General features: G+C 67.1%; 22 protein-coding genes. 9 read left to right on the top strand and 13 right to left on the bottom strand.

Annotation, left to right across the window (positions count from 1 at the left end; all coding sequences use genetic code 11):
• The first annotated feature begins 133 nt into the window (after window positions 1-133).
• Window positions 134-424, top strand: a complete 291-nt coding sequence (locus BJL86_RS05240; RefSeq protein ID WP_067474877.1) for a mycoredoxin — start codon at window positions 134-136, stop codon at window positions 422-424.
• A gap of 8 nt (window positions 425-432) precedes the next feature.
• On the opposite strand, the gene nudC is transcribed toward BJL86_RS05240, so the two are convergent.
• The 9 genes from nudC to BJL86_RS05195 form a co-directional block, all read right to left on the bottom strand.
• Window positions 433-1,404, bottom strand: coding sequence for an NAD(+) diphosphatase (gene nudC, locus BJL86_RS05235; protein WP_067474874.1), 972 nt, complete (start codon window positions 1,402-1,404; stop codon window positions 433-435).
• A gap of 54 nt (window positions 1,405-1,458) precedes the next feature.
• Window positions 1,459-2,535: a potassium channel family protein gene (locus tag BJL86_RS05230; protein ID WP_067474872.1), complete on the bottom strand. Its 1,077-nt coding sequence runs from the start codon at window positions 2,533-2,535 to the stop codon at window positions 1,459-1,461.
• A gap of 73 nt (window positions 2,536-2,608) precedes the next feature.
• Window positions 2,609-6,106, bottom strand: a complete 3,498-nt coding sequence (locus BJL86_RS05225) for an ATP-dependent helicase (protein WP_082908535.1) — start codon at window positions 6,104-6,106, stop codon at window positions 2,609-2,611.
• On the bottom strand, window positions 6,103-9,498 hold the full coding sequence (locus tag BJL86_RS05220; protein ID WP_067474866.1) for a PD-(D/E)XK nuclease family protein: 3,396 nt from the start codon (window positions 9,496-9,498) through the stop codon (window positions 6,103-6,105). Before BJL86_RS05220 ends, BJL86_RS05225 begins: the two co-directional genes overlap by 4 nt.
• Window positions 9,499-9,576: 78 nt before the next feature.
• On the bottom strand, window positions 9,577-10,860 hold the full coding sequence (locus BJL86_RS05215) for an MFS transporter (RefSeq protein ID WP_231887219.1): 1,284 nt from the start codon (window positions 10,858-10,860) through the stop codon (window positions 9,577-9,579).
• 38 nt (window positions 10,861-10,898) lie between these two features.
• Window positions 10,899-11,825: a hypothetical protein gene (locus BJL86_RS17540; protein ID WP_231887218.1), complete on the bottom strand. Its 927-nt coding sequence runs from the start codon at window positions 11,823-11,825 to the stop codon at window positions 10,899-10,901.
• A 118-nt stretch (window positions 11,826-11,943) separates the two neighbouring features.
• Window positions 11,944-13,158 (bottom strand): ThiF family adenylyltransferase, encoded by a 1,215-nt coding sequence (locus BJL86_RS05205; protein ID WP_067474862.1) that lies wholly within the window; start codon window positions 13,156-13,158, stop codon window positions 11,944-11,946.
• Complete coding sequence (locus tag BJL86_RS05200; protein WP_067474860.1) at window positions 13,158-14,156, bottom strand: DUF3152 domain-containing protein; 999 nt, start codon at window positions 14,154-14,156, stop codon at window positions 13,158-13,160. Before BJL86_RS05200 ends, BJL86_RS05205 begins: the two co-directional genes overlap by 1 nt.
• A gap of 80 nt (window positions 14,157-14,236) precedes the next feature.
• A complete protein-coding gene (locus BJL86_RS05195; protein ID WP_067474857.1) occupies window positions 14,237-14,464 on the bottom strand; it encodes a DUF3107 domain-containing protein in 228 nt (75 codons plus the stop codon).
• Between the two features lie 252 nt (window positions 14,465-14,716).
• Here BJL86_RS05195 and BJL86_RS05190 point away from each other — a divergent pair, with 252 nt between their 5' ends.
• A complete protein-coding gene (locus BJL86_RS05190) occupies window positions 14,717-16,210 on the top strand; it encodes a DEAD/DEAH box helicase (protein WP_067474855.1) in 1,494 nt (497 codons plus the stop codon).
• A 78-nt stretch (window positions 16,211-16,288) separates the two neighbouring features.
• Window positions 16,289-17,680 carry an Rv3212 family protein gene (locus tag BJL86_RS05185; RefSeq protein ID WP_156515319.1) on the top strand — a complete coding sequence of 464 codons (1,392 nt, stop codon included), beginning with the start codon at window positions 16,289-16,291 and terminating at the stop codon, window positions 17,678-17,680.
• Here the strand turns inward: BJL86_RS05185 and BJL86_RS05180 are convergent.
• Window positions 17,677-18,093: a hypothetical protein gene (locus BJL86_RS05180; RefSeq protein WP_231887217.1), complete on the bottom strand. Its 417-nt coding sequence runs from the start codon at window positions 18,091-18,093 to the stop codon at window positions 17,677-17,679. The genes BJL86_RS05185 and BJL86_RS05180 overlap by 4 nt on opposite strands.
• A gap of 789 nt (window positions 18,094-18,882) precedes the next feature.
• Between BJL86_RS05180 and BJL86_RS05175 the strand changes: the two genes are divergently transcribed.
• A complete protein-coding gene (locus tag BJL86_RS05175; RefSeq protein WP_067474849.1) occupies window positions 18,883-19,131 on the top strand; it encodes a WhiB family transcriptional regulator in 249 nt (82 codons plus the stop codon).
• Between the two features lie 109 nt (window positions 19,132-19,240).
• Here the strand turns inward: BJL86_RS05175 and BJL86_RS05170 are convergent, their stop codons facing one another.
• Window positions 19,241-19,456 carry a biotin/lipoyl-binding carrier protein gene (locus BJL86_RS05170; RefSeq protein WP_067474846.1) on the bottom strand — a complete coding sequence of 72 codons (216 nt, stop codon included), beginning with the start codon at window positions 19,454-19,456 and terminating at the stop codon, window positions 19,241-19,243.
• 260 nt (window positions 19,457-19,716) lie between these two features.
• Between BJL86_RS05170 and BJL86_RS17835 the strand changes: the two genes are divergently transcribed.
• Window positions 19,717-19,791, top strand: coding sequence for a 50S ribosomal protein bL37 (locus BJL86_RS17835; RefSeq protein ID WP_414836068.1), 75 nt, complete (start codon window positions 19,717-19,719; stop codon window positions 19,789-19,791).
• A 119-nt stretch (window positions 19,792-19,910) separates the two neighbouring features.
• The gene (locus BJL86_RS17085) at window positions 19,911-20,153 is read left to right on the top strand and encodes a hypothetical protein (RefSeq protein ID WP_156515318.1); all 243 of its coding nucleotides are present in this window, start codon (window positions 19,911-19,913) and stop codon (window positions 20,151-20,153) included.
• Window positions 20,154-20,214: 61 nt separating this feature from the next.
• On the opposite strand, the gene BJL86_RS05160 is transcribed toward BJL86_RS17085, so the two are convergent.
• Entirely contained in the window at window positions 20,215-20,871 is a 657-nt protein-coding gene (locus BJL86_RS05160) for a sigma-70 family RNA polymerase sigma factor (protein ID WP_067475004.1), read from the bottom strand.
• Window positions 20,872-21,051: 180 nt separating this feature from the next.
• Here BJL86_RS05160 and BJL86_RS05155 point away from each other — a divergent pair, with 180 nt between their 5' ends.
• The gene (locus BJL86_RS05155) at window positions 21,052-21,576 is read left to right on the top strand and encodes an aminoacyl-tRNA deacylase (protein ID WP_067474840.1); all 525 of its coding nucleotides are present in this window, start codon (window positions 21,052-21,054) and stop codon (window positions 21,574-21,576) included.
• Here the strand turns inward: BJL86_RS05155 and BJL86_RS05150 are convergent.
• Window positions 21,573-22,394: an SOS response-associated peptidase gene (locus BJL86_RS05150; protein ID WP_067474836.1), complete on the bottom strand. Its 822-nt coding sequence runs from the start codon at window positions 22,392-22,394 to the stop codon at window positions 21,573-21,575. The genes BJL86_RS05155 and BJL86_RS05150 overlap by 4 nt on opposite strands.
• Before the next feature lie 80 nt (window positions 22,395-22,474).
• Between BJL86_RS05150 and aroA the strand changes: the two genes are divergently transcribed.
• Window positions 22,475-23,806, top strand: coding sequence for a 3-phosphoshikimate 1-carboxyvinyltransferase (gene aroA / locus BJL86_RS05145; RefSeq protein WP_067475002.1), 1,332 nt, complete (start codon window positions 22,475-22,477; stop codon window positions 23,804-23,806).
• Window positions 23,773-24,828 (top strand): ribosome small subunit-dependent GTPase A, encoded by a 1,056-nt coding sequence (gene rsgA, locus BJL86_RS05140; RefSeq protein ID WP_067474833.1) that lies wholly within the window; start codon window positions 23,773-23,775, stop codon window positions 24,826-24,828. The genes aroA and rsgA overlap by 34 nt, the downstream gene beginning before the upstream one ends.
• Window positions 24,829-24,833: the final 5 nt, after the last annotated feature.

Genomic DNA, 24,833 nt, shown 5'->3' with positions numbered 1-24,833 from the left:
GTTCTGTTTCGTCTGCCCACCCTATGATGGCAGCCGTCCCCGACAAACTGGGTGCACTAGTGCGGCGGCCGTGATGCGCAGTAGCTGTGACTCGACGCGGCGGCGATTTGGGGACGTGGGTAGATTTGTGACCATGACTGCTGAATCGACCGCTGTCCCCGGCGCCCCGCGCGATTTCACGATGTTCACCACGAGCTGGTGCCCGTTCTGCCAGCGTCTGAAGAAGCTGCTCGACGAATCTGAGACGCCGTACACGGAGATCGATGTCGAGGCCGATTCAGACGCCGCCGCATTCGTCGAGTCCGTGAATGACGGCAACCGGGTCGTTCCGACATTGCTGTTCTCCGACGGATCGACCGAGACGAACCCCGGCGCATCGAAGGTGCGCGCGAAGCTCGACGAACTCGCCGCTGCTGCCGAATAACCTCCGGCTCAGCTGGGACGGTCGTCCACTCCCAGTTCGAGCTCGTCGTTGACGGCGGCCACCCATGAGTCGATCATGACCCGAGCGATGGACACCCCGGTGGGGAGCACCATGTTCGGATCATCCCCGCGCAGTATCTTTTCGACGTCGCGCACGTCGAGCCACAGCGATTCGCTGATCTCGCCGTCGCGGTGAGCGATCTTCTGGTTCGGATCGGCGCGCGCGTGGAACCCGAGCATGAGTGAGCGCGGAAACGGCCACGGCTGGCTTCCGAGATAGCTGGGGTCGGACACGTCGAGGCCGACCTCTTCGAAGATCTCCCGCTTGACGCAATTCTCCAGCGATTCGCCGGCCTCGACGAATCCAGCGAGGACCGAGTAGAAGTTCTGGGTCCACTGCGAGTTGCGGGACAGCAAAATCTTGCGGTGCCCGTCGTGGACGAGGCAGATCACCGCGGGATCGGTGCGTGGGAACTCTTCGATATCGTTGCTCGGATCGAATCCCGCCCAACCCGATTGTGTGCGAGTGATGTGGGCTTCCGGGTTCTTACCGAAGGTGTTGAGGCGGTGCCACGCGAGTAGTGCCACCGCCTCAGCGGCGAGCGCGGCGTCGTGAGGGAGCAAGAATTCCCCACTCGAGCGCAGGTCCGACACTCCTTGATCGCCCAGCGAGTCCGCCTGCATCGCCCAGATGTGGCGCCCGTTCGGCGCGATGCCGAGGAACACGGCGAGGTGCGGGGGCCGCTCGGCGACATCGAAGGCCGGATCGAAGGAAAGGCGCAGGCGCTTGCCACCCCGATCGCCTTCGCCGGGGTTTTCGACGACTTCCGTGCGGAACCGGCCGCGTTCGTCGACTCGCATGACGAGCGCGGTCGGCCACTCCTTCTCCAGCTCTTCGGTGTTTCCGCGAAGATGCGCCGCGCGGTTTACCGACACGGCGGAGAACAGCGGTTGTTCGATGAGCGAGAATTCGTGCGGCATAGGTGACGTCCCTAACGTGCGTTGTCGAGAGGATTCCCGGCCACCTGTAAGTGACTAGTCGTTCCCGACCATCCGGATATACAGCAGCCGATCCCCCGACTCGAGCGCATCTGCGTCCGGTTCGTTGACCTTGATCAGCGTACCCTTGCGCACTACGCCGAGGACCATCTCCTTGAGATGGCGGGGCGAGCCGCCGACTTCGTTGTCCTCGACCCTGCGTTCCGCGATCGAGAAGCCCTCGTCAGGGGTGAGGAGGTCCTCCATCATCCCCACCACCGTCGGGGTGACGGTCGCCAGCCCGAGTAGGCGGCCGGCGGTTTCCGCGGACACGACCACCGAGTCCGCCCCCGATTGCTTGAGCAGGTGCGTGTTCTCGGATTCTCGTACGGTGGCGACGATCTTCGCGTTCGGAGCCAGCTCTCGAGCAGACAAGGTGACCAGCACTGACGAGTCGTCCGAGCTGAGAGAGACGACCACTGCACGCGCGCGGGTGACGCCGGCGAGTTTGAGCACATCCGATTTCGTGGCCGAGCCGGACACCGTCACGAGGCCGCGCGCCGCGGCGGCCTTGAGCGCCTGGGGGTCGTTGTCGACGACGACGATCTCGGAGGCCGAGATCTCGTCGGCGAGCAACGCGGCGACGGCGGAGCGTCCCTTGGTTCCGTAGCCGACGACGACGGTGTGGTTCCGCAAGGTGGTCCTCCAACGTTGGATCTTGAGGGCTTGCCTGGACTGTTCTGTGAGCACCGCAAGGGTCGTCCCGACGAGGATGATCAGGAAGATCAGTCGCAGCGGGGTGAGAATGACGATGTTGACCAGCCGGGCGCTTTCGGTCACCGGGGTGATATCGCCGTAGCCCACGGTCGATAGGGACACCGTCGTGTAATAGATGCAGTCGATGAGCGACATCCCGGGCTCGCCGTTGCCATCCTGGTATCCGTCGCGGTCCAGGTAGACGACGATAACGGCGATCGCGATCACCAGAAACGCGAACCATAGGCGCTTGGCGATGATCCGCCACGGGCTGGCGACGTGGTCCGGGATCGAAACGATCCCGACGAGCGCGTGGTCGGGGCTTTCGTCTAGCGGGTCATCGACGCGAAAGCGGTTGCGCAGGCGCGACCTTCCCACTTCCGACCCCCTTTGCAACGGCTCAACACTGGACTAGCTAACCATAGACACGCCGACGTCGCTGCGCGCGGCATTACCGGCCGGTTCGCCCGCTTTTCTCGCCGCCAGCCGGATTACCCGCGGCGGCGACTTCGTCGTCCCCGTCCCCGAGCGCCCGTTGCACCTGTTCGGCGTCGATGGTCTGCTCGAACCGGCGCTCGAACGCGGCGGCGAGTTCGGCCTCGTCCGGCAGGGTCTCCGGATAGACGTCCTCCCCGCTACCGATGTAATGGAACGCTCCACGGATGCGGTCGAGCGGCACCGGCGTACCGGTCTCTTCCTCTTGGATCCGCGCCCACGCAATGCGATAGATCGCCAGCTGGATCGCAACGTCCTGGCGATGCTTGCGGGCGCTCACCGAATCCGGGGACTTCGCACCAGGTTTCGCGCCGGTCTTCCAATCGACGACGATCCAGTCCTCGCCGTCCCGGAACACCGCATCCATTTTCCCGACCTTGATCTGCCCACCGATCGACACGGCGAACGGCACCTCCACCGCGGCCGCGGTCTTCTGCGCCCAGTGCGAGGCGAGGAACTGCTCGCGCAGCGCCTGCTGGTCGGCTTCCTCCCAGTCATCGCCGCTGCCCGGGAGCTCGTCGTCGGCGATGAGAAACTGTGTGGCCGCGGTGAAGTACTCCTCCACCCACGCGTGGAACGTTGTCCCTCGCCGCGCGAACTGGTTCGGCTTTTGCGGCATCGGCCGCATCACGTTCACCGCGAAACTCGCCGGATCCCGCTCCAGCGCGACGTGCTGAGTCGCGGTCAGCCGCGCCGGAATCTCCACATCTATGACGTCGGACGCCGCGCGCCGCGCCTGGCGGATGTGGATCAGCGCCTCGCTCAGCCAGGCGGCGGTGAGCGGGTCGGAGAATTCCGCACCCGCAGCCGCGGCGACCTCGGCGATGCTGGATTCGGAGAATGAGCCGAGATCGACCGGCGAGGACGACGCCACCTCTCGTTCGGCACCGGACACCGCGGCGTGCGAGGCCGGATCGTCGCCCGCACCGCCGGCGTCGTGCTCGGGCCATATTCCCCTGGCGTTCGCGTTCTCCAGCGGGTTCTCGTCGCCGGGGTCGGTGACCCATTCGTCGATTGTCGCCACGTGCGGTGCGTCGAGCACGGTGTCCCGAAGTTCTTGGAGGAACAGCGACGGGCCGAGCGGTTTCTGCACTCCCTCGCTCCAATGGTGCGCAGAGACGAGCAACTCACTCATACTTCGCGTCAACGCCACGTAGAACAGCCGGCGGTCTTCCTCGCCGACTGTCGACTTGAGCTCGTTGATGTGCCCGGTGAGCAGCTCGTCGAGTTCCTTGTAGTTCGTCGCCTCCGCGATATCCACGACCGGAACCCCGCCGGGGTTGTCCTCGGTTCGCCTGTCCCCGCGTAGGTGGGAGGGAATCTCCCAGCAGTTGCGCACCCAGTTGGACGGTGCCTTGTCCTTCGGGAATCGCCCCTTGATCACGTGGGGAACGGCGACGATGTTCCACTCGAGGCCCTTCGCCGAGTGGACGGTGAGGATCTGCACGCGCCCGTCCTGCGGGACGATTTCTTGCGCGAGTCCTCGCTCCACTCCGCGGGCGACGTCGAGGTAGTCGAGAAACGCCTGGACCGACGCGTCGGGGTTGCTCGCGAAGTCGGCGGCGCGACGCGCGAGGGTGTCGAGCTGTTGCCGACCCTCGCCTTTGCCGAGCTTCGCGCGGACGCGCACCTCGACGTCAAGACCCAACGCGTTCTCGGCGACGGTGAGCACGTGCGCCGGGCCCTGATCGAGCCTGTCGCGCACGGCCGAGACGATGGTGTCGAATTCGGTGAGCGCCGCGCGTCCTTCCGGGGTGAACGAGCCGCGCGCGCCCGGGTTGTGGGCCGCGTCCGCGAGTCCGGCGTTGTCGATATTCTCCAGCTCGGCAAGGGAGGCGAAGTCGGCGCGAAGCTTATCGATTCCCGGTGCCGCGTCCTCACCGGTCCCGTCTGGCCGGTAGGAGATTTCCTGCGCGCGGCGGTGCAGCGCTGCCAGGTCTGCGGCGCCGAGCCGGAAGCGGTCCCCCGCCAACAGCCGCATCGCTGCCTCGTCGTCGCCGGGGTTCGCGGCGACGCCCATGAGCGCGAGGACGTCCGAGATCTCGGGCACGTCGAGAAGCCCTCCCGAGGATAGGACTTCGACCTCGAGCCCCTCCGCCCGAAGCGCGCGCGCCAGGGGTTCGGCGTCGGCATTTCTTCGCACGAGTACCGCCGCCGACGGGGGTTTGCCGTGATCGAATTCGTACGACCGGTACTTGTCGGCCATCCGTGAGGCGATCCATTCGCGCTCGTCGTCGACAGTGGCGAATACGCCGAGGCGAACATCGCCGCGCCCGGAACCCTCTTTGGGTTCGAGCACCGGGACCGTGGCGCCGCTGTCCTTGTTCTTGTTGCGCAGCTGCGCGGTGACGCTGTTGGCGAGCGTGAGCACTTCCGGCGGGTTGCGCCACGACGTCGAAAGGTTCCGCTGAAGAGCCGGTCCTTCGGCCCGCGGGAAATCGGTGAGGAAGCTGTCGAGGTTGGACGCGGAGGCACCACGCCAGCCGTAGATCGACTGCATGGGATCGCCGACCGACGTCACCGCGAGCGGTTTCCTCTCGCCGCCACCGAAGAGGCTCGCGAGCATGACGCGCTGCGCCTGCCCGGTGTCCTGGTACTCGTCGAGCAGGACGACGGAGGTGAGGCGGCGCTCGGCGTCAACGACTTCGGGGAAACGCTCGGCAAGCTGCGCGGCGTAGGACATGCGCATGCCGAAGGTGAGCTTCCCTTCGCGGCGCAGGCGATCGTGTACGGCGTCGACGACATCGAGGAGAGCAAGCCGGTCCTCTTGTGCGGCCGCAGCCGTTTGCAGGTCCTTCTTCGCCGCCTTCGTCTCCAGCGACTCGACGGCCTGGGACAGCAGGTCCTCGTCCTCGCGCACGACGTCGGTGGTGATGAGGTGCCCGGAGATCTGCTCCGCGAGCGAGATGACCCGATCGACGACGGTCCCCACCGACCACGGGAACGGACGGTCCCATTCGGAGACGATCGAGTGCACGAGAATGTACAGGTCCGTCTCGTTGATCACCGTCGCGTCGGGCTCGACGGGGATGAGGAGGCCGTGGCTCGAGAGCACGTCGCCCGCGTATGAATCGTAGGTGGAGATCCGGGGCTGCTCGGTGCGAATGGCTTCGGCGATATCGCTGACCTCGTCGCCTCGGGAGACGAAATCGTGGCTGCGCGCGAATTCATCGAGCCGCATTTGGACGCGGCGGGACAGCTGCTGCGCCGCCTTCCGCGTGAACGTGAGACCGAGGATCTGGCCGGGCCTGGCTTTCCTCGTGGCGACGAGGTACACCACGCGCGCCGCCATCGTCTCGGTCTTGCCCGCACCGGCACCCGCGACGACCAGCGTCGGCTCCGGCGGCCCGTCGATGACCTTTGACTGCGCTTTCGTCGGGTCTTTGCCGCCGATGGCGCGGGCGATATCGCCCGGCGTGAGCTCTTCTAACGGCTTCTTCGCAGTGTCGCTCAACGTCCGACCTGCCTTCCGGTGTTCTGGGTCGGGCACATGCTCGCCGCCGAGCACGACTCGCACGCCTTGCTCGTGATCGCCGGATAGTCAGGCCCGATCGACAAGGCACCCGCCGCCGTTGCGCGCCGGATCAACTCCAGGTGCGTCTGCGTCCCCATCGCCGGCTGCAGTCGCTCGTTCGCGCCCTTCTTGACTGCGGCCTTCTGATTCACGTAGACGAGCACGCCACCGGCGACCTTGTTGACCGGGTCGTCTGCCGCTGCTTCATCGGTGGCCGTGGCGCGGGGTGCGAGCTCGCCGCCAATAGCGCCGAGCCGCGAGGCCAACTGGTAGAACGCGAGCTGCGGGTTAGCCTCCGCCTCCGCGCCGGTGACCGCCTTCCCACCGGACTTGAAGTCGACGGCCCGGAGGTACCCCGATTCGTCCCTGTCGAGCCGGTCGATGCGCCCACTCACCGACACGCTGACCGCGGGCACGGCCTCCTCATCGACCTCGACGGAAGGGCCGCCTGGGTACAGCTCCATCCGGAAAGGCACCTCCACGCCGACCTCGGTATATCCGCCCTGGTTCGCGACCCAACCACGGATGAGTTTCTCGGAGGCGAGGATGTCCTCGATCTCGGTGTCGAGGACCCAGCCGGCCGCGGGCGACATCGCCGGCCAGAATTCGCGCACCGCGCTCTCGATCTGTCCTTCGCCCACGCCGGATTGGACGGCCTGGGCGATGGCGTGCACGACGTTGCCCTTGAGCAAGGGCATCTCGGTACCCGAGGACATCTGCCTGCCGATGAACCACCGCAGCGGGCACGTCTCGAGTTCTTCGAACGCGCTGGGCGAGATCCGCGCGCGGGGGCCCTTGTCCTTCTCGGGCACCGGGGAGCTGTTCGATGATACGGGTGTGCTGCGGTACCAACGGCGCGCGGAGGCGGCTCCGAATCCCGATGTCCGCAGTGTCGCAAGAATCCGCGCGGCGGCATCGGACTCCGCCGCGCCGGGAGCGGTCTGGAGCTGGGCGCGCAGGTCCGCCACCAACGCGCCCGGGGTGAACATGCGGTGCCCCTCGGTGAGGGTCTCTCCCGCCGCGTCGCCCGCCGCCCATCTGGGGACGCCGGCGCGCGCCAGTTCGTCGATGAACTGCGAGGCGGCGAGATCCTCGCCGTTGTCGACTGCGGTGAACAGGATGTTCTCGCGTGCCCGCGACGCAGCGAGCACCGCGAGTTTGCGCTCGTCCGCGGCGGACGCCGCCATCCCGGCGGCCTCGCGCTGGGCATCGGACAGGTCCTTCATATGTGGGCGGTCGAGCAGGTCGACGAGGAGCTCCAACTCGAACAGGCCGAACCGGCGCCTGGGCGAGGGCCACACGCCTTCCTGGACACCGGCGACGACAACCACGTCGTACTCCGCGGCGACGGCGTTGTGTGCGCTGAGAAGACTCACGGCCTTCCTATTCGGCCGGCGCCCCGCGCGGCGCGGGGCGGGCAGCTCTTGCTCGCGCATCATCTCCACGAACTGGCGCAGCGAGCCTCGCGGCATCTGCTCGACGAAGTCCGCGGCGTGGTCGAACAGCCCCATGACCGCGTCGGCAGAGCGGTCCGCGGCGCGCCCGGCCACTCCCCCTCCTCCTGTGACCGCGCGCAACGAATACGCCTTGTTGCTCGAGTGCCACAGATTCCACAGCACCATCTCCACCGAATCGCCGGCGGCGATGGACGCGGCGACTACCGCGCGAAGCGCGCGGATGCGCTCCACCGGCGTCGACAGGCGCCCGTAGGCGTCCTCGCCGAGAATCGTTGCGGGTTCGTCCTCCCCGAGGAGGAGGTCGCGCACCGCCGTCATCGAACGTTGTGGCGTGCCGCTCGCGGTGGCGAGGCGGCGAAGGGTGCGGCGCAGGTCGCGGAAATCGGCGGGGTCCGCCTTGCCGAGCGGGCCCATGAGCAGGGTGCGCGTGTCCTGCTCGTCCGGCGTGCGGAGGACGGATTCGATGACGTCGAGCAGCGCCCGGACCATCGGGTCCTCCGCGGGCGGGACCTCCGCGCCCGCGTCGAGGATGGGGATGCCGACGGAATCGCATTGGCGCTGGAGAAGCTCGGCGCCGTCGCCGACGGTGCGGAAGACCACGGCCATCCTGTCCCACGGCACCTCGTGCACGTGGTGCATTCGCAGGAGGTAATCCGCCACGACGGCCGATTCCTCGGAGGCGGAGCGCTCGGTGCGGTACGACACCACGGGCGCCTCGTGCGGGCCGGCGGGCGTGCCGATCGCCGGGATATTCCGGCGCCAGCGCGCGGCGCCCGGGAGGCGCTGGGCGAGGATGCCCGACGCGGCCGCAGCAGCGGGGCCGCGGTGCACCCGGGCGAGCTCGACCTCCCGGGCGCCCTGTTCGGAGAGTTTCTCGGCGAACTCGTCACTCGCCCCGCGGAACCGGAAGACCGCCTCGTCCCCGCTGTGCGCGGCGATGACCGAGGCACCCGAGCGCGCGATCGTGGCGATGAGTTCGCCCGCCATGGGATCGATGAGCTGGGCATCGTCAACAACGACGAGGTCGATGGCATTGGCGCCGGTGAGTAGATCGGGGTCCGCACCCAGCTCGTCGATCGCCCGGCCGACGAGCTGTGCGGGGTTGAGTGAGGTTGGGAACGCGTCCTCGGACGCGGACGGCGCCGTGCGCAATTCCATTTCCTGCTCGTGGCGCGCGGCGAAATGCGCAGCCGACTCCCACAGCGGCCGACCGTGACCGGCGCCCAGCTCGGTGAGTTCCTCGGGGGCGACATTTCTTTCGGTCAGACGCAGGACGACATCGCGCAGCTCGCGCGCGAATCCACGCGTGGCCAGGGCGGGACGTACATGTTCCGGCCACTGCCCGCCGCCGTCCTCGGAGTAGCCGAGGAGAGCCTGACGGAAAATGGCATCGTGCTCCGCACCGGTAAGCAGGCGCGGGGCCGGCGCTCCCGCGCGGGATGCCGCCATAGCCACGATCGCGAAGGCGAGCGAGTGAACCGTACGGACCTGCGGTTCGACGCTTGCCGCCGCAGTGCCCTCCGGAACATTCGCGGCCACGGCGGAGGCTATGAAGCGGCGAAGCTGATCCACCGAGCGCGCCGAGCTGCCCAGCACCGCGATGCGACCGCCCCAGATGCCGCTCGCGATGGCCTCGGACACCGCCGCGGCAAGGAGCGTGGACTTGCCGGTTCCTGGCCCTCCGCGCACGAGCCACCGGTTCTCCCGGGCGGGGCGCTGGGCGAGGGTGCGCGCCGCCTCGAGCAGCGCGGACGCGCCGGCATCCTCGGCCCAACCGCCCTGCGATAGGCCCGCAGAGCGCACGGGTTCGGCCCTGGTCCACCTGATACGGGGGCCGGGGCCGAGCTCGCGCGCGGATCCGTCGTTCGACGTCATGGGTACAAACTTATTGCACCGCTCCGACAGAATGTTCGCCCCGCCCTGGTGGCGCCGCGAACGTGCGGATCAGGGGTGTCAGGAGTTCGCGGGCGAGGCCGGTTCGAGCTCGTCCTCGAGCATGCGCGGCTGGCAGGCGATCCACGCCGAGGTGCACAGCACGACCAGCGCGACCACGAGGAAGATCAGCGGCAGTGTGAGCGAGCCGCCGAGGTCCCACAGCCAGCCGAACAGCAGCGGCCCGAGGCTCGCGAGGATATAGCCGACGCCCTGCGCGAAGCCCGACAGCGCCGCCGAGCCCGCCGACGTGCGCGTGCGCAGGTTGATGAGCGTGAGCAGCAGCGGGAAGGTGAGCGGCCCGGCGCCGAGCAGCGCCACGAGCAGCCACGGCGCGGCGGTCGGGAACCACAGCAGCCCCGCGAACGACACGAGGTATACGGCCGACGCGAGCGCGAACATCGAGAACGGATTCTCCAGCCTGCCCGCCACGATCGGCATGGCGATCGCGAAGACCAGTCCGATCGCGGAGAACAACGCCAGCGCGGTGCCGCCGGCGGACTGGCTCAGCCCGATCTCCTCCTCGATGATCCGCGGCAGCCACGTGAAGAACGAATACGTGAGCAGCGAGTTCGTGCCGAATGCCACCGCCATCGCGATCCCGAGCGGAGACCTCCACGCCGGTAGAGGCTTGTCCCGCTTGGCGCTGCCCCCGTAAGACTGGGCATTGTCGCTGGATGACGTCGGGCTCGCGGGCCTTCGGGACGCTGCGAGCTCGGCGATCCACGGACCCATGGCGACGAGGCCGAGCAGCGCCCAACTGCCGAGGGACATCCGCCAGCCCAGCGCGTTCGCCATCGGCACGGTGATGAGCGCCGGGATGATCGTGCCGAGCTGGAGGCCGGTGGTGTAGACCATGCTCATCGACGACACCTTGTTCGCGAAGTACTTCTTCACCAGCGGCGGGCAGACGATGTTGCCTAAGCCGGCGCCGAGCAGCGCGATGGCCGAGGCGATCGTGAGAATCGGGGCGCTCGGGGCGACGGCGCGCAGGGCCGACCCGACCGTCACCATGGCCATTGCGATGACGGCGACCTTTTCGAGCCCGAGGCGCGCGACGAGTCGGATCGCGACGAAACCGGCGAGGCCGAACATCAGGGTCGGGATCATCCCGAGCACGCTCATGCCCGTCGTACCCAGGCCGAGGTCCTCGTCGATCGGGGTGAACAGCGGACTGACGGCGGTGACGGCGGGGCGCAGATTGAGCGAGACGAGAACGATGCCGAGGAATGCAACGAACCCGCCGGCTCCGAACAGCACGACCTTGCGCGTGCCCGCGGCGGACTCTGGCCTGGAGGTATTCACGTAGCACTCGCCTTTCGACCCGCGCCGAAAGGCGGGCCCTAGAGATTGTGCGCGGACCTGGCGAAGCGGTCGACGATCTCCGTGGCCGACCGAAGCCCTGCGAATGCGGGCTGGCTCGAGTCGGGGTGGAGTGCATGCACGCTGAGCCGATACGCCATCGCGCACACGACGTTCTTCGACCAGCCTGGGACGAGAGCCCATCGCCACAAGAGATCTTCTCCCGCTGCCTTTGCGGAGAGCAAGTCTACGGCCGCGATCGCCTGTCCGCGAATGGGATCGGCCGGAGCTGTGACCACGTCCACGAGGAGGGGCCCGTCCTCGGTGAAGCGGAGGGAGTGGGCCAGGTCGATGTGCGCGACGGGGGCGTCCACCGCGCGGGAGGGCGAAGGCTGCCGGGAGGACTCGGCACGTCCGGCGTCATCGATCGAATCGCGCAGGCGGGCCATGCCCGTGGCGGCGATGAGGGCCTCGGCACGGTGTCCCTCGAACCGTTCGCCGCCCTGCTCCATGTGAAATTGCAGGCCCGAGTCGAGGTCTCGGGATGGCTCGCCGGACCAGGCGGCCTCCATCGCATGGTCGAACACCGCCGCCGGACGCCACAAGGCATCGCTGGAGCGGCGGCGCGGGAGGATGACTCCGGCAAGCGCGCGACCGAGGTAGTCGCCGAGCGCGATGATCTCGTCCGGGCGCGCGAGGAGTTCACCGCGGGCGTAGCGGTCGGCACGCCAGCCGCCGACGACGTAGCGGCCGTCCGTGCCGCGCATGGCCCGGGCGACTCCGACCCCATCGAGGGTGAGCTTTTCGCGGGCGCGGGCGGATAGGGTCGCGACGGTGGCGTCGGCCACGCGCGAACAGACGACATCGCCGACCCGCCAACGGGCGGCGGTACCGGGTTCCGGCACGAAGTCGCCTTCGGGCACGCCGAAGACCCTGCGGATCTGTTCGGGCACTGGCTGCGGGCTCATCGTCGTCGCTTTCTGCGTCGGGTGTGAAGAAGACTTACAGACGAATTTATACCTGCTGCTCTGCAGGGGTCACCGTCGCCTCGCCGCGTCGCCGGGGCAATTGCCGCGCACCGAGCGGTCAATAACGCGGCAGCGTGGGATCGATTTCGTCCGACCACGCGTCGATTCCGCCTGCCATGGACTCCACCCGCTCGGCGTCCGCGCCGCGATCGATCATCTGCTTGGCCGCATTAGCGGAGCGCGCGCCGGCCTTGCAGTAGACGACGACGTGCTCCCCCGCCCCGAGCGCCCTCGACAGCGGGCTGGTCGGATCGTCGAGCGCCGCGCCGAGTTCGCCGAGCGGCACCCAGATCGACGGCTCGATGGCGGCGACGGCGCGCTCGCCCGCCTCGCGCACGTCGAGCAGCACCGTTCCCGGTGAACCGAGCCGACGCGAGACCTCGGCGACCCCGATCTCGGTGACTGCGGACCCATCGCCCGCAGGCGTGCCGGCGAGCGAGACCTCGCAGGATTCCCCGCCCACGGCGGGCGCGAGCGCGGTCGCTCTCTTCCGGTCCGGGTCCGCCGTAACACGGAGGCTGCGCTGCGAGGTCGAAAGCGAGTCGATGAGCACGAGCCGCCCGAGTACCGGCTCGGCCACCCCGGTGATGAGCCACAGCGCCTGCATCGCCATGAGCGAGCCGACCTGCCCGGTGAGCGCGCCGAGAATCCCTGCCTCGCCGCAGGAGGGCACAGTGCCTGGCGCCGGTGGCTGCGGGTACACGTCCCGGAGGCTGACGGGCTCGTAGCCGGCGGGCGGCGCGGACCAGAACACCGCGACCTGCGCGCGGTATCGGTCCAGGGTGCCCCACACGAGCGGAGTCCCCTCGATCTCGCAGGCATCGGCGACGAGATACCGGGTCGCGAAGTTGTCCGAGCCGTCGACGACCACATCGCACGCGGCGACGTATTCGCGCACATTGCTCGGGTCGAGGCGCTCCACCTTGGCATCGACCTCGACGAGATCGGTGAGGTCGGCGAGGCGCCGCGCCGCCGATTCGGCCTTCGGCATCCCGAGGGTCGAGGATCCGTGGATGACCTGGCGGTGCAGGTTGGACACCTCCACCACGTCGTCATCCACGACCGTGAGGTGGCCGACGCCCGCCGCGGCGAGATACGACAGCAGGGGCGAACCGAGTCCACCCGCACCGACGACGAGAACTCGGGCGGCGCGTACGCGACGCTGCGCCTCGGGGCCGAAATCACGCAAGATCAGATGGCGCGCGTAGCGCTCGCGCTCGGGCAGGGTCAGCTCGGGCCCCGGCTCGACGAGCGGCGGAAATGCTGTGGCCATTACACCTCCGGGAACGGCCAGGCGTTCGGGCGGCAGGTTACGTCGTCGTCCGGCGCATAGCCGCCCGGGTCAAGCGAGTGGAGATCGGAGTTCTTCAGGCTGAGCGTCTGCTGCATCATGATCGGCGCGAGACGGCCGTCGCCCGGACACGGGTCATGCTGAGGGTGCCCGACGGCGTGGCCGACCTCGTGATTGATCTGGTACTGCCGGTACAGCCCGATATCACCTTCGAATGACGTCGCACCCCGCACCCACCTGGCGAGGTTGAGGTACACGCGCTCGGTGTCCGGGTTGTAGCAGGAGGTCTCGAGCTCGATATCGAAGCCGCAGGCCTCCCGCACCGTCTCGGGAGTGGCCAGCGAGATGCGGAACTTGGGGCTGGCGTCACCATCGACGCGCTGGAACTTGACCTTGCCGTCGGCGGTCCAGCTCTTCGGGTTGTAGAGCGTCGCCTCGATCATCTGGGCGATCGCGTCGTCCCCACCGAAATCGCCGGTGTCGATGCCGTCTTCGACCTCGATGGTGAAGTCGTTGAGCTCGCCCGAGTCCTGCCCGATCACGTCGGAGGTTCCTGGCACGACATAGAACGAGCCGGCGCCCGCCTCGAGCACCGGTCCGCCGGGCGGGAGCTGGCCCATTTCTGGAATCTCGCGGTTCGGATCATCATCCGCCCCGGGAATCGGGCCCGGGTTCGAATTCTCGATCTCGCCGCTGCTACCGGTTTCGGCGACCGACGGGCTGCGCACCGCATCGGCGATCACGGCGACCGTGATGATGATGAGCACCGGGATCGCGTACGCGCGCCATCCCCAGTTGTCGACGAACCGGCGAAGCGCGCCGCCCTTACCGGGAGTGCCGCCACCTCGGGCGGAGGTCGCCGCGGACTGCACGCGTGTTTCCGGGTCCCACGATGCGCGCAGCGGACCATCTCCTCTGCGCGCCTCTCGCGGCAGCCTCTGGCTGTGCGGTGTCGTGCCACCGGTATGGCGGTTCGCCATCAACCACGTTCCTTTCCGCGCGCAGGGCCCAGTCTCGTCGAATTCCTACCCAGGGTACTAGGCCCGGTGCGCGGGAACGGTTAGCGCGACCCGAATCCGACAGATCGGGGCTTATCGGTTCCGAAATCGAGGTAGGCGATCGCGGAGGGGTTAATGAGCAGTGTCCGGCCGTCTTCCTTCTCGAACTCCATGAACTGCGCGGGCGATTCCGCGGTCTCGGCAACCTTCGCACGCACATCCTTTTCCTCGAGCTCGGTCTTGACCTTGAGCTCGCGGCCGCTTTCCTTGAGTCCGATGGTGAGCAACATGTCCTTAATTCCTTTCGTTCAACCTATTCGGGCGCCGCCACCGGCTCGCCGAAACGTCGTCGATGACGCCGCGCGGCCGCCCTCGGCAGGGCCCTCCTAATATTTTCTACCCGCTTCGCCGCATGCGAGGCGGCCCGGTGAGGCGCTTGGGGGCGCAGCTTAGGCGTTAGGATTGACATACATAAAACCTATTGACGTCGATGCAAGGTACAAGCCCGGGCGCGCGATGCGCCCCGCGGCGAAAGGACACGTTTGAATACGACCCCCGCTTCCGCCGACCCCGCCGGGTCTTCGTTCGCCGACCTCGGTGTCAGCCCGGAGATCTGCGCGGCCCTCGAGCGCCGCGGCATCACCTCCCCCTTCGCGATTCAGGAGCTCACTCTCCCCATCGCCCTCGACGGACGCGACATCATCGGCCAGGCCCGTACCGGCATGGGCAAGACCTATGGTTTCGGTGTGCCGCTGCTCAACCGCATCGCCTCCGGCGAGGTGAAGAAGCTCGACGGCACACCGCGGGCGCTGGTCGTCGTCCCCACTCGCGAGCTATGCATGCAGGTCACCTCCGACCTGAGGATCGCGGCCGAGGACCTCCAGGTTCCCAAGACGCCGCGTTCGCGCACCTCGAAGCGCCCGCTCGTGGTCGAGGCGATCTACGGCGGTACCTCGTACGACGGCCAGAAGGACGCCCTATCCTCGGGCGTCGACGTCGTCGTCGGCACGCCCGGCCGCCTGCTCGATCTCGCCAACCAGAAGGTCCTCAACCTCTCCGCCGCGGAGATCCTCGTGCTCGACGAGGCCGATCAAATGCTCGACCTCGGCTTTCTTCCGGACGTCGAGTCGATCCTGCGGCTGGTGCCCGAGCGCCGCCAGACGATGTTGTTCTCGGCGACGATGCCGCAGGAGATCCTCACGCTCTCTCGCCGCTTTCTTTCCAAGCCGATGCACGTGCGCGCGGAGTCCGCGTCGAGCACCCCAACCCACGAGGTCGTCCGCCAGTTCGTCTACCGGGCACACAATCTCGACAAGGTCGAGATGATCTCCCGCATTCTCCAGGCCGAAGGCCGCGGCGCGACGATGATCTTCACGCGCACCAAGCGAAGCGCGCACAACGTCTCCGAGGACCTCAAGGAGCGCGGCTTCAAGGCGACCGCGATCCATGGCGATCTCGGACAGCAGGCACGCGAGCGCGCGCTCGATCGGTTCCGCACCGGCAAGGCCGACGTCATCGTCGCGACGGATGTCGCCGCACGCGGCATCGACATCGACGACGTAACCCACGTCATCAACTACCAGTGCCCGGACGACGAGAAGACCTACATCCACCGCATCGGCCGCACCGGCCGTGCCGGGCGCGACGGTATCGCGATCACACTCGTGGACTGGGACGACCTATTCAAGTGGAACCACATAAACAAGGCTCTCGAGCTGGGCAAACCGGAACCCGCGGAAACCTATTCCAGCTCCCCACACCTGTATTCGGACCTCGATATCCCCGAGGGGATCACTGGTCGCGTCGCCCCGCCGTCAACAGATAAGGCCAATGACGGCGGACGTGGCAATTCCCCACGAGGGCGTTCCTCGCGAGGCGGCGGCAACCGTCGCCGCCGTTCCGGTTCCGTCTCGGGGTCCGCGCCGGCGTCCGAGCAGGGCCCATCCGCCGACTCGGGAGGGGAATCCTCCGGCAGGCGCCGTCGCCGCCGCACACGCGGCAACGCTCGTCCCTCCGGTGATTCTTCGAATTCCTGAAGGACCGCCGCGTATCACCCGGCTTCGCCGTAGCGTCCGCCGCCGACACCTGCACGCCACCCGCCAAGGACTCACTTCGTGCCCAGTACTCCAATCCCCGGACAGCCATCCCCCGATGGACCCGCGCCGGAAGAGGCCGCCCCGGAAGGCGCCGAGCCTCACCGCCGGGGCGCCTCACGTCGACGTTTCGGCGTGCCCGGGCTTTTCGGCGTGCCCGCCGAACGGGCACGGACGGCGGACTTCCTCGCTGTGGGCGCCATCGCGGTGATCGTGGTGCTCGTCGCGGTAATTGCGCTTGTCACCGGTTCGGCACGTACGGCCGAGCATCACGAAGCAGCGGAAACGCAGCCCGATTACGCGCCGTCGAACACCATGCCCACGTCACTGCGCGAGGAATGGGACGCGCCGAACGACACGGTGGGCACTCCGCTGGTGTCTTCGTCGAATGTCATCACGACGAGCGAAAACGCCCTCACGGCATGGGAAGCCGGTATCAAATCCGAGGAGTGGTCGTACTCGCGCGACACCCCGCTGTGCGACGCGACCTATTTCGACTCCCGAATAGTCACTGTTTTCCAGGGGCCGGCCGGGTGTAGCGATGCCACCGCATTTCGGGCTTCTGATGGAAAGTACGACGGAATCCGCCAGAGCGCCTTCTCCGAGGACATGACCGCCTGGACGAGCTGGTCTCATATGCTCGTCCTCGGCCCCGACCGGCTCGAACTATGGCGCGACGACCTTGTCCGCACCGTCGAATACGGTCACGTTCCCGCCCCGCAGGAAACGGGGCAGCAGCCCCGCAGCGGCTGCTCGTTCCAGTCGGCGAATCTCAACTCGGAGAATTTCGCGGTCGCCGAGCGCTGCCCGGGCGAAGACACCGTACGGATCACGGTGTCCAAGGCTGTCCCGGAGGACAGCCGCGTGCCCGAGGAGGTGTCCTCGACGCTCACAGATCTCGATCAGTTCCACTACATCGGCTTGACCGAGTCCAACGACTCCGTGGGCCTCGCCCTACGCGGCAGTGAATGGATGTTCGTCCGCGTCGACTCCGGCGGATCCGCTACGTCGCTGGGCACACTCGACCATGAGCCCGCCCTCAAGCCGTCGCCCGAGAATGTCTCTCGAGATCCTGCCCAGTTCCGCTGGTTCGACGGCGAGACGACGCACGCCTTCGACGCTCGCATCGGCGACATGCAGTGGTCCATGCAGGGCGCGACGGGCCCCGGGCACGGCTTCGGTTTCACTCCGGCGGAGCAGGACGAACGATTCACTCCCACGCAGGCGATCGTGCCCTCCCGCGATGCGCTGAATTTCGTCGACATCGACACCGGCGAGGTGGACAGTTCCTTCGAGTTGGACCTCCGCTCGCAGCGCGACGAACCGGTCGGACTCGCCCAGATCGGCAATATCCTCTACGTCCAGAAAGATGGGCTTCTCACGGCGTATCAACTCACCGATTCGACCAGTTAGGCTGCGTACCACTCCAGCGACTCGCGGCGAAAAAGGCACACGAGAACGACGATCGCTGATGCGCCGACGATGACTCCGGCGGCCCACTGCTCCGAGCCGACGCCAAGGTAATAGGAAACGGGAAGCAGCACCAGCTGGGCGATGATGATCAGGCCACGCCCCCACCGCTTGTTTCGGAGAAGCCCGATGGCGGCCGCCGTCACCGCGCCGCCCATGATGACGAACCAGATCGCCGTTCCGTATCCGCTGATCTGCACGGTCTCCTCCCGGTGTCCGAGCAGCGCGTGCACGACGAGATAGACAGCGAATCCGAGCAAGACGAGGCCCTGCACGGTGGCGATGCCACCGGCGATGCGCACGCCCGGCGGCACGAAGTCACGCGGGTACGGAACCGGCTCGGAATTGTTAGTCACCACTCAAGGCTAGGACACTCGCGGGCACCGAAGCACGGCTACCCGCCTGTTACGCACGAACGGTCGAACTTCCGCACCCAAAGAATTAGCGTTACCTAATTTAAAGTAGGCGGTGTTTGTAGACATTTCTTGCGCGGAAATTCCCTTTCTCGGTGTGGGAATTGGGAACATATCTTCAAATCCGCTGGCATTACGTCTCTTCGAGAGTCGAACGAGACACCTGAGAGAAAGAAAAGCAAGTTGACTTCGCTACCTGCGACAAGGGTGCGACAACGCCGAGAACCCCGCCCGGCACCACCAACGGAGTCCGGCGATCGCGGGCGCACGATTTGACAACGGCGATTTCGTCATTTTCTTGAGTGAAGTACGCCACTTCGAGGCGAAAATCTATTGACATCAATTCAGAACGTGGCACGATATCTCGTAACAGCGCAGTAACGCAGAGTTTGCCCAGCCTTCACCAAGGCTTCCGAAACTGCCTCGCAGAATAGGACGCGCCAGCCTCTACAGCGATGTAGGGCCGCACGCACAGCGGAGATCGCATAAGTCACGCCGAGAGAAAAACGAGCAACTGCTCGCATGCCTTCTAAGGAAGGTATCTCCCCCGCGCTTTCGGTCCCGCGGCACGCTCTTGTGTACGTCTCAACACCGGGTCCATCAGCCGCACAGAACATGGTGGCGCAATAGCGCCCTCTATTCTGCTGCGCCGACAATTCGGCCCCGGGGCTTGGGAAGCTGCGAAGACAAAGGCACGAGCATTGAATTCAGCTTCACTTCAAGGAGAGTCTAATGGATTGGCGCCACAAGGCCATCTGCCGCGATGAGGATCCCGAACTGTTCTTCCCGGTCGGTAACTCCGGACCCGCCCTTGCCCAGGTCGGCGAGGCGAAGAAGGTCTGCAACCGCTGCCCGGTCGCATCCGACTGCCTCGCCTGGGCCCTCGAGTCCGGCCAGGATGCCGGCGTCTGGGGTGGAATGAGCGAGGACGAGCGCCGTGCGCTCAAGCGCCGCCGCACCCGCGCGCGCGCCGCGGTCTAACGACCCCGCGGCCGGGATTCACCGGCCCGCCTGCATAGCTATTCGACGTGCGAGGTTTCGTGTTCACCACGAAGCCTCGCACGTCGCTTTGCATGCCGGGCCGAACCGGCTATTCGATCTCCACCAGAAGATCGCCGGCCTGAACGACGTCCCCCACTTCGACCGAGATCCCCGTAACCTTCCCGCCGGTCTCGGTGAGCACGGGAATCTCCATCTTCATCGACTCAAGCAAGATAACCGCCTGTCCGGGCTCGACCGTATCCCCTACGGCCACCTGGACCTGCAGAATGCTCGCCACCATTTCGGCGGATACCTTCTCGGCCATGGGTTGCTCCTCACCGCCACACCGGGCGCGCTCACTCAATCAACAGCGTGTGTTATCTAGCAACCATGAAATCACAGTTCGTCCCTCGGGCGTGTATTCACCCCTTCACGGTCACCTGCGTCCCCGCCCCTCACCGAACTGTTTAGCCGGAAACACTCGGCGCACCGAATGGACTCCGATGCAGCCTTTTTACCGTCCTCGCTGTTCTGCGTGCGATAATCGACTCCTTGTTCTTTGTTCGCGAACGGAAAGGAGTCACCATGGGCAAGCGTGGTCGTAAGAAGAAGGCTCGCCGCAAGTCCAATGCCAACCACGGCAAGCGGCCTAACTCCTAACGGAGCCTAGAGAAAACGGCGCCCGCCGGTCACCATCTTCGGTGGTGACGGCGGGCGCCGCTCAATTCACAACTATCTGCCCGTCAGTCGGTCCTGTACCGGGTGCTGCGGGACTGTTGATGCATAATCCGAGTCCCATCGGCGTCCTGCTCGATCACGGTACGAGACGAATAGCACGTTTCCTGGAACCATTGGTCGACCTTCCGCCGCAGCTGCTCCGGCGCTCTCTCATTGCACGAGCGCGACAACATCCGCTTGAAGAGCTCGTCGGCGGCGACGGTATCGGCACAGTCGGGACAACAGTTCTCCAGCTCGTGCCGAATCTCCCTGCACTGTTCCTGCGTGCCAGGCTCGGCTTCTAGTCGAAGCAGCTCGCGCCGAAGCGCGTCGCAATGGCCCCCTGAGTTGTGAGCTCCCATCGTCCTACGCCTCCTCTCTCGCGAAACCGCGATCGACCGCGACGTCGTGGAGAGACTCACGCAATTGCTTGCGACCGCGGTGCAGGCGGCTCATCACGGTGCCCAACGGCGTGTCCATGATGTCGGCGATCTCCTTGTACGGCAGCCCTTCGACGTCGGCGTAGTACACCGCCATCCGGAACTCCTCGGGAAGTTCGGCCAGCGCAGTCTTGATCTCATCGTCCGGAAGCCTGTCCATGGCCTCCACTTCGGCTGAGCGAAGCCCCGTGGAGCTGTGCTCGGCAGCGGCCGCGTACTCCCAGTCGCTGATCTCCTCGGTCGGATACTGTGCCGGTTGGCGCTGACGCTTGCGGTAGTGGTTGATGTACGCGTTGGTGAGGATGCGGTGCATCCAGGCACGGAAGTTCGTGCCGCGCTTGAAGGTGTGGAACGCGCTGAAGGCCTTCGCATACGCCTCCTGGACCAGGTCCTCGGCGTCTGCCGGATTGCGCGTCATCCGAAGCGCCGCGCCGTAGAGCTGGTCGAGCAGAGGCATGGCGAGTTCCTGGAACTCGTCCGCCTTCTCGGCGTTCGTCGGGGACTTCTCGTCCGTCACCCGGGCTCCTTTCGCAGACCGTGCGTACGAGTCTAGACGCACGACCCCGCCGACTGGCTCACGCATGTCGCCAGAAACCCTGGGCGATTCGAGCACGCTGTTCACCGGCAATCTCCCTCCCCGCAGAACGCATCGATTCACCCCGATTCAACGCAGCGCCGGGGAAAGGTATTCCCGAGTCCGGGCGCCGAAAATCCCGCGCCGCAGGACCTGGACCATCGTCCCGCGGGAGTAGTCTCGATACTCATGGGCAAGAAGTCGAATGCCGCCGCGACGCCGGCACTGCGGGTCCTCTCCGAGGCGGGGGTCCGGCACACGACGCACACATACGAATCCACCGGCACCGATTTCGGGGCCGAGGCCGCGGAGGTCATGTCCGACCGCGCGGAGGCGCCGGCGGAGCGGATCTTCAAAACACTCGTCGTCGCACTCTCGGGGTCGGGTTCCCCGAGCGCTCTGGGCGTAGCGATGGTGCCCGTCGACGCGCACCTCGACCTCAAGGCCGTCGCCGCCACCTTCGGCGCGTCCAAGGCATCGATGGCAGATAAGGACGAGGCGCAGCGGGTAACCGGATACGTGCTCGGCGGCGTTTCTCCCCTCGGGCAGAAGAAAGCCCTGCCGACCGTGATCGACGAGGCGGCGGAGCTCGCCCGCCTGTCGGACGAGTCGATCTTCTTCTCCGGCGGCAAGCGCGGGCTCGAGATCGAGATGGCTCCCGCCGACTTCATCGCGCTAACCGGCGCGAGAATCGCCGGTATCGCGACACACTAGCCGGCGTGGAACCACTCGGGGCTGGGCACGGGCTCGAGGAGTTCGGGACCGTCGTTGCGGACGTTCGACACCGCCCGCGAAACCGGACGGATCTCGATGGTCTCCGCCCACGCCGTCAGCTCGTCGCCGTCGACGAGGTCGAGCGGGACGGTGATGATCTCGGGATCGAGCCACGCGTCGAGCTTTTCCGGCGGCACGACGAGCGGCATGCGGTGGTGGACCGCGCGCAGCGGTCCAAGGGCCTCGGTGGTGAGGATCGTGCACGAGTACATGACCCGTTCCGGATGCTGTTCCGCGTCGCCGGAGTCGGCGTGGGCGAAGAGATCGGGAGCGGCGTCGTCATCGGCGGCGGGCATGGTCCAGCGCTCCCACAGCGCCGCCATGTGCAGCCCCGAGTCGCCGGGTAGCGACATGAAGAACGGCTGCTTCGGCCCCTTCTTGCCGCCTTCTTGCTGGGCGGGTGCGGGCACCCATTCGTACCAGCCATCCATCGGCACCACGGCATGACGGCGGCGCACCGCGGAGCGGAAGGACGGCTTGGTCGCGGCGGTCTCGGACCTGGCGTTGAAGAGATTCGGCAGGTCCCGCGGATCCTTGGTCCACGACGGGACGAGCCCCCAGCGCATCGCGAGGAGCTCGCGGTTCTCTTCGCCCGAGGTAAGCGCCGGGATCGTCGTGGTGGGAGCGATGTTGAAGCGCGGCGCGCGCGGGCCCTCGGCGGGGACGTTGCCGGCAGCCGGCTTGGAAGCCAGATCAAGCGCGTCGAGGTCCACCGCGAGTTGCGCCGGGTCCGATTGCAAGGAGTATCGCCCACACATGCGTCCAATCGTGCCACGACTTGGGCAGGTGGAGGCGACCATTCACCCGCACGGAAGCCGGGATGGGCGACAATGGGGACATGAATAACGCCCCCGCCGAATCCGCGGCCCACTGGAGCGCGCCGACCGCGCCCGCCGCCGTCCGCGCGAGTGTGCGCGTACCCGGTTCGAAATCGCTCACCAACCGGGCGCTCGTACTTGCCGCGCTCGCCGACTCCCCCTCGACGCTGACCGGGACGCTGCGTAGCCGCGATACCGAGCTCATGATCGGGGCGCTGCGCTCGTTGGGTGCGCACATTTCCGGCGACGGCGATACGGTGACCGTCGCCCCGGGGCCGCTTCATGGGGCGGAAATCGACTGTGGCCTGGCGGGAACGGTGATGCGCTTCGTACCCCCGGTTGCCGCGCTCGCATCCGGGGAATCGGTGTTCGACGGCGATCCGGCCGCGCGCACCCGTCCACAGAGCACCATGCTCGACGCGCTGCGCGCGCTCGGGGTCGGCGTCGACGGCAACGCGCTGCCGTTCCGGCTCACCGGCACGGGGCGGCTCGCCGGCGGGGAGATCGAGCTCGATTCCTCGGCGTCCTCGCAGTTCGTCTCCGGCCTGCTGCTCGCGGCCGCCCGGTTCGATCAGGGCCTTCGGATCCGCCACGTCGGCAAGGGCGCGGTTCCCTCCCAGCCGCATATAGACATGACCCTCGAGGTTTTGCGTTCGGTGGGCGTCGACGCGCGCAGCCCCGCCGAGGGCGTGTGGGAGGTCGCTCCAGGACCGATCGCGGGGCACGACTGGGTGATCGAGCCGGATCTTTCGAATGCGACTCCGTTCATGGCGGCCGCCGCCGTCACCGGCGGTGAGGTTCGGATTCCGTTGTGGCCTCTGTCGACGACACAGGCCGGCGACGCCTTCCGGGACATCTGCGTGCAGATGGGCGCGGACGTTCGTTGGGAGGACGTCGATGAGTCGGCCGGGGTTGCCACGTGCGTGGTGACCGGTCCGCCTGCGCTCGGCGGCACGACGAGCGGACTGCGGGGAACGACACTGGACCTGTCCGCGGTCGGCGAGCTGACGCCGACGATCGCCGCGCTCGCCGCGGTTTCCACCGGAGAGACGTCGCTTCGCGGGATCGCACATCTGCGGGGGCACGAAACCGACCGGCTCGCGGCGTTGGCTGCCGAGATTCGCGGGCTCGGAGGGCAGGTCGACGAGCTCGAGGACGGACTACGAATCTTTCCGCGGCCGCTCCAGGCCGGAACGTGGCATGCCTACGCCGACCATCGCATGGCGACGGCCGGGGCGATACTCGGGCTCATCGTGCCCGGCGTGATGGTCGATGACATTGCATCGACGTCGAAAACCATGCCCGACTTCACCGGACTATGGGACGCGATGCTCACCGGGGGCGAGAAGTAGTGGCACGGCGCGCGGCCGATTTCGACGAATCCGATGTCCGGGTGCGCCCGGGCAAGGGGTCGCGCCCGCGCTCCAAGCGGCGGCCCACACACGACGACGCGCGCGCGGCGATGGTCGTGTCCGTCGATCGCGGCCGGTGGGGTTGTGTCCTCGCGGGCGGCGACGACGCGGGGGTCGAGGTCGTCGCGATGCGTGCGCGTGAGCTCGGCCGCACGCCGATCGTTGTCGGCGACGAGGTCGGAATAGTCGGCGATATGTCAGGCGCACCAGGCTCGCTCGCCCGCATCGTCAAGGTGTCCGAGCGTTCCTCCGTGCTGCGGAGAACCGCCGACGACAACGACCCTTTCGAGCGCATAGTGGTCGCCAATGCGCGGAACCTGCTCATAGTCGTCGCCGCGGCCGATCCCCCACCGCGTACCGGATTCGTCGCCCGCGCGCTCGTCGCGGCCTACGCCGGCGGGCTGCAGCCGGTTCTCGGCATCACGAAATCGGATCTCGCCGATCCGGAGAAGTTCGCCGCCGAGTTCACCGCTCTCGACCTTCCCGTCGTCACCGTCGGCGTCGACGACGAACTCGGCGATCTCCGAGACATGCTCCGCGGAGACGTGTCCGCGCTGATCGGCCACTCCGGGGTAGGCAAGTCGACGCTCGTCAATCGCCTGGTCCCCGATGCCGATCGCGCGACCAGCGCCGTGTCCGGAGTCGGAAAGGGGCGCCACACGTCGACCAAATCGGTCGCGCTTCGTCTTCCCGGCGGGGGCTGGGTTATCGACACGCCGGGAATCCGCTCGTTCGGACTCGCGCACATCAAGCCCGAGAACGTTCTCGACGCGTTTTCCGACCTTGCCTCGGTCGCAGAAAATTGTCCGCGCGGCTGCACGCATCTCGGCCCTCCCGCGGACCCCGAGTGCGCGTTCGACGAGATCTCCGATCCGGCTGTCCACCGGCGGGCGATGGCCGTCCGCGAATTGCTGGCCACGCTGGAATCCAACGACCAGTGGGCACTCGGCCCCACCGAGTAGGGCTG

Origin of the sequence: Dietzia timorensis (assembly GCF_001659785.1) — a bacterium.
Taxonomy (GTDB): domain Bacteria; phylum Actinomycetota; class Actinomycetes; order Mycobacteriales; family Mycobacteriaceae; genus Dietzia; species Dietzia timorensis.
This window is presented reverse-complemented; position numbering and strand designations above follow the sequence as displayed.

Coding starts and splice junctions, on each gene's coding strand:
- BJL86_RS05200 (WP_067474860.1), bottom strand. CDS start 14,156: ATGGCGAACCGCCATACCGGTGGCACGACACCGCACAGCCAGAGGCTG.
- BJL86_RS05220 (WP_067474866.1), bottom strand. CDS start 9,498: ATGACGTCGAACGACGGATCCGCGCGCGAGCTCGGCCCCGGCCCCCGT.
- BJL86_RS05160 (WP_067475004.1), bottom strand. CDS start 20,871: ATGCGTGAGCCAGTCGGCGGGGTCGTGCGTCTAGACTCGTACGCACGG.
- BJL86_RS17540 (WP_231887218.1), bottom strand. CDS start 11,825: ATGAGCCCGCAGCCAGTGCCCGAACAGATCCGCAGGGTCTTCGGCGTG.
- rsgA (WP_067474833.1), top strand. CDS start 23,773: ATGGGACGCGATGCTCACCGGGGGCGAGAAGTAGTGGCACGGCGCGCG.
- BJL86_RS05205 (WP_067474862.1), bottom strand. CDS start 13,158: ATGGCCACAGCATTTCCGCCGCTCGTCGAGCCGGGGCCCGAGCTGACC.
- BJL86_RS05155 (WP_067474840.1), top strand. CDS start 21,052: ATGGGCAAGAAGTCGAATGCCGCCGCGACGCCGGCACTGCGGGTCCTC.
- BJL86_RS05240 (WP_067474877.1), top strand. CDS start 134: ATGACTGCTGAATCGACCGCTGTCCCCGGCGCCCCGCGCGATTTCACG.
- BJL86_RS17085 (WP_156515318.1), top strand. CDS start 19,911: ATGCATAATCCGAGTCCCATCGGCGTCCTGCTCGATCACGGTACGAGA.
- nudC (WP_067474874.1), bottom strand. CDS start 1,404: ATGCCGCACGAATTCTCGCTCATCGAACAACCGCTGTTCTCCGCCGTG.
- BJL86_RS05175 (WP_067474849.1), top strand. CDS start 18,883: ATGGATTGGCGCCACAAGGCCATCTGCCGCGATGAGGATCCCGAACTG.
- BJL86_RS05195 (WP_067474857.1), bottom strand. CDS start 14,464: ATGTTGCTCACCATCGGACTCAAGGAAAGCGGCCGCGAGCTCAAGGTC.
- BJL86_RS05150 (WP_067474836.1), bottom strand. CDS start 22,394: ATGTGTGGGCGATACTCCTTGCAATCGGACCCGGCGCAACTCGCGGTG.
- BJL86_RS05170 (WP_067474846.1), bottom strand. CDS start 19,456: ATGGCCGAGAAGGTATCCGCCGAAATGGTGGCGAGCATTCTGCAGGTC.
- aroA (WP_067475002.1), top strand. CDS start 22,475: ATGAATAACGCCCCCGCCGAATCCGCGGCCCACTGGAGCGCGCCGACC.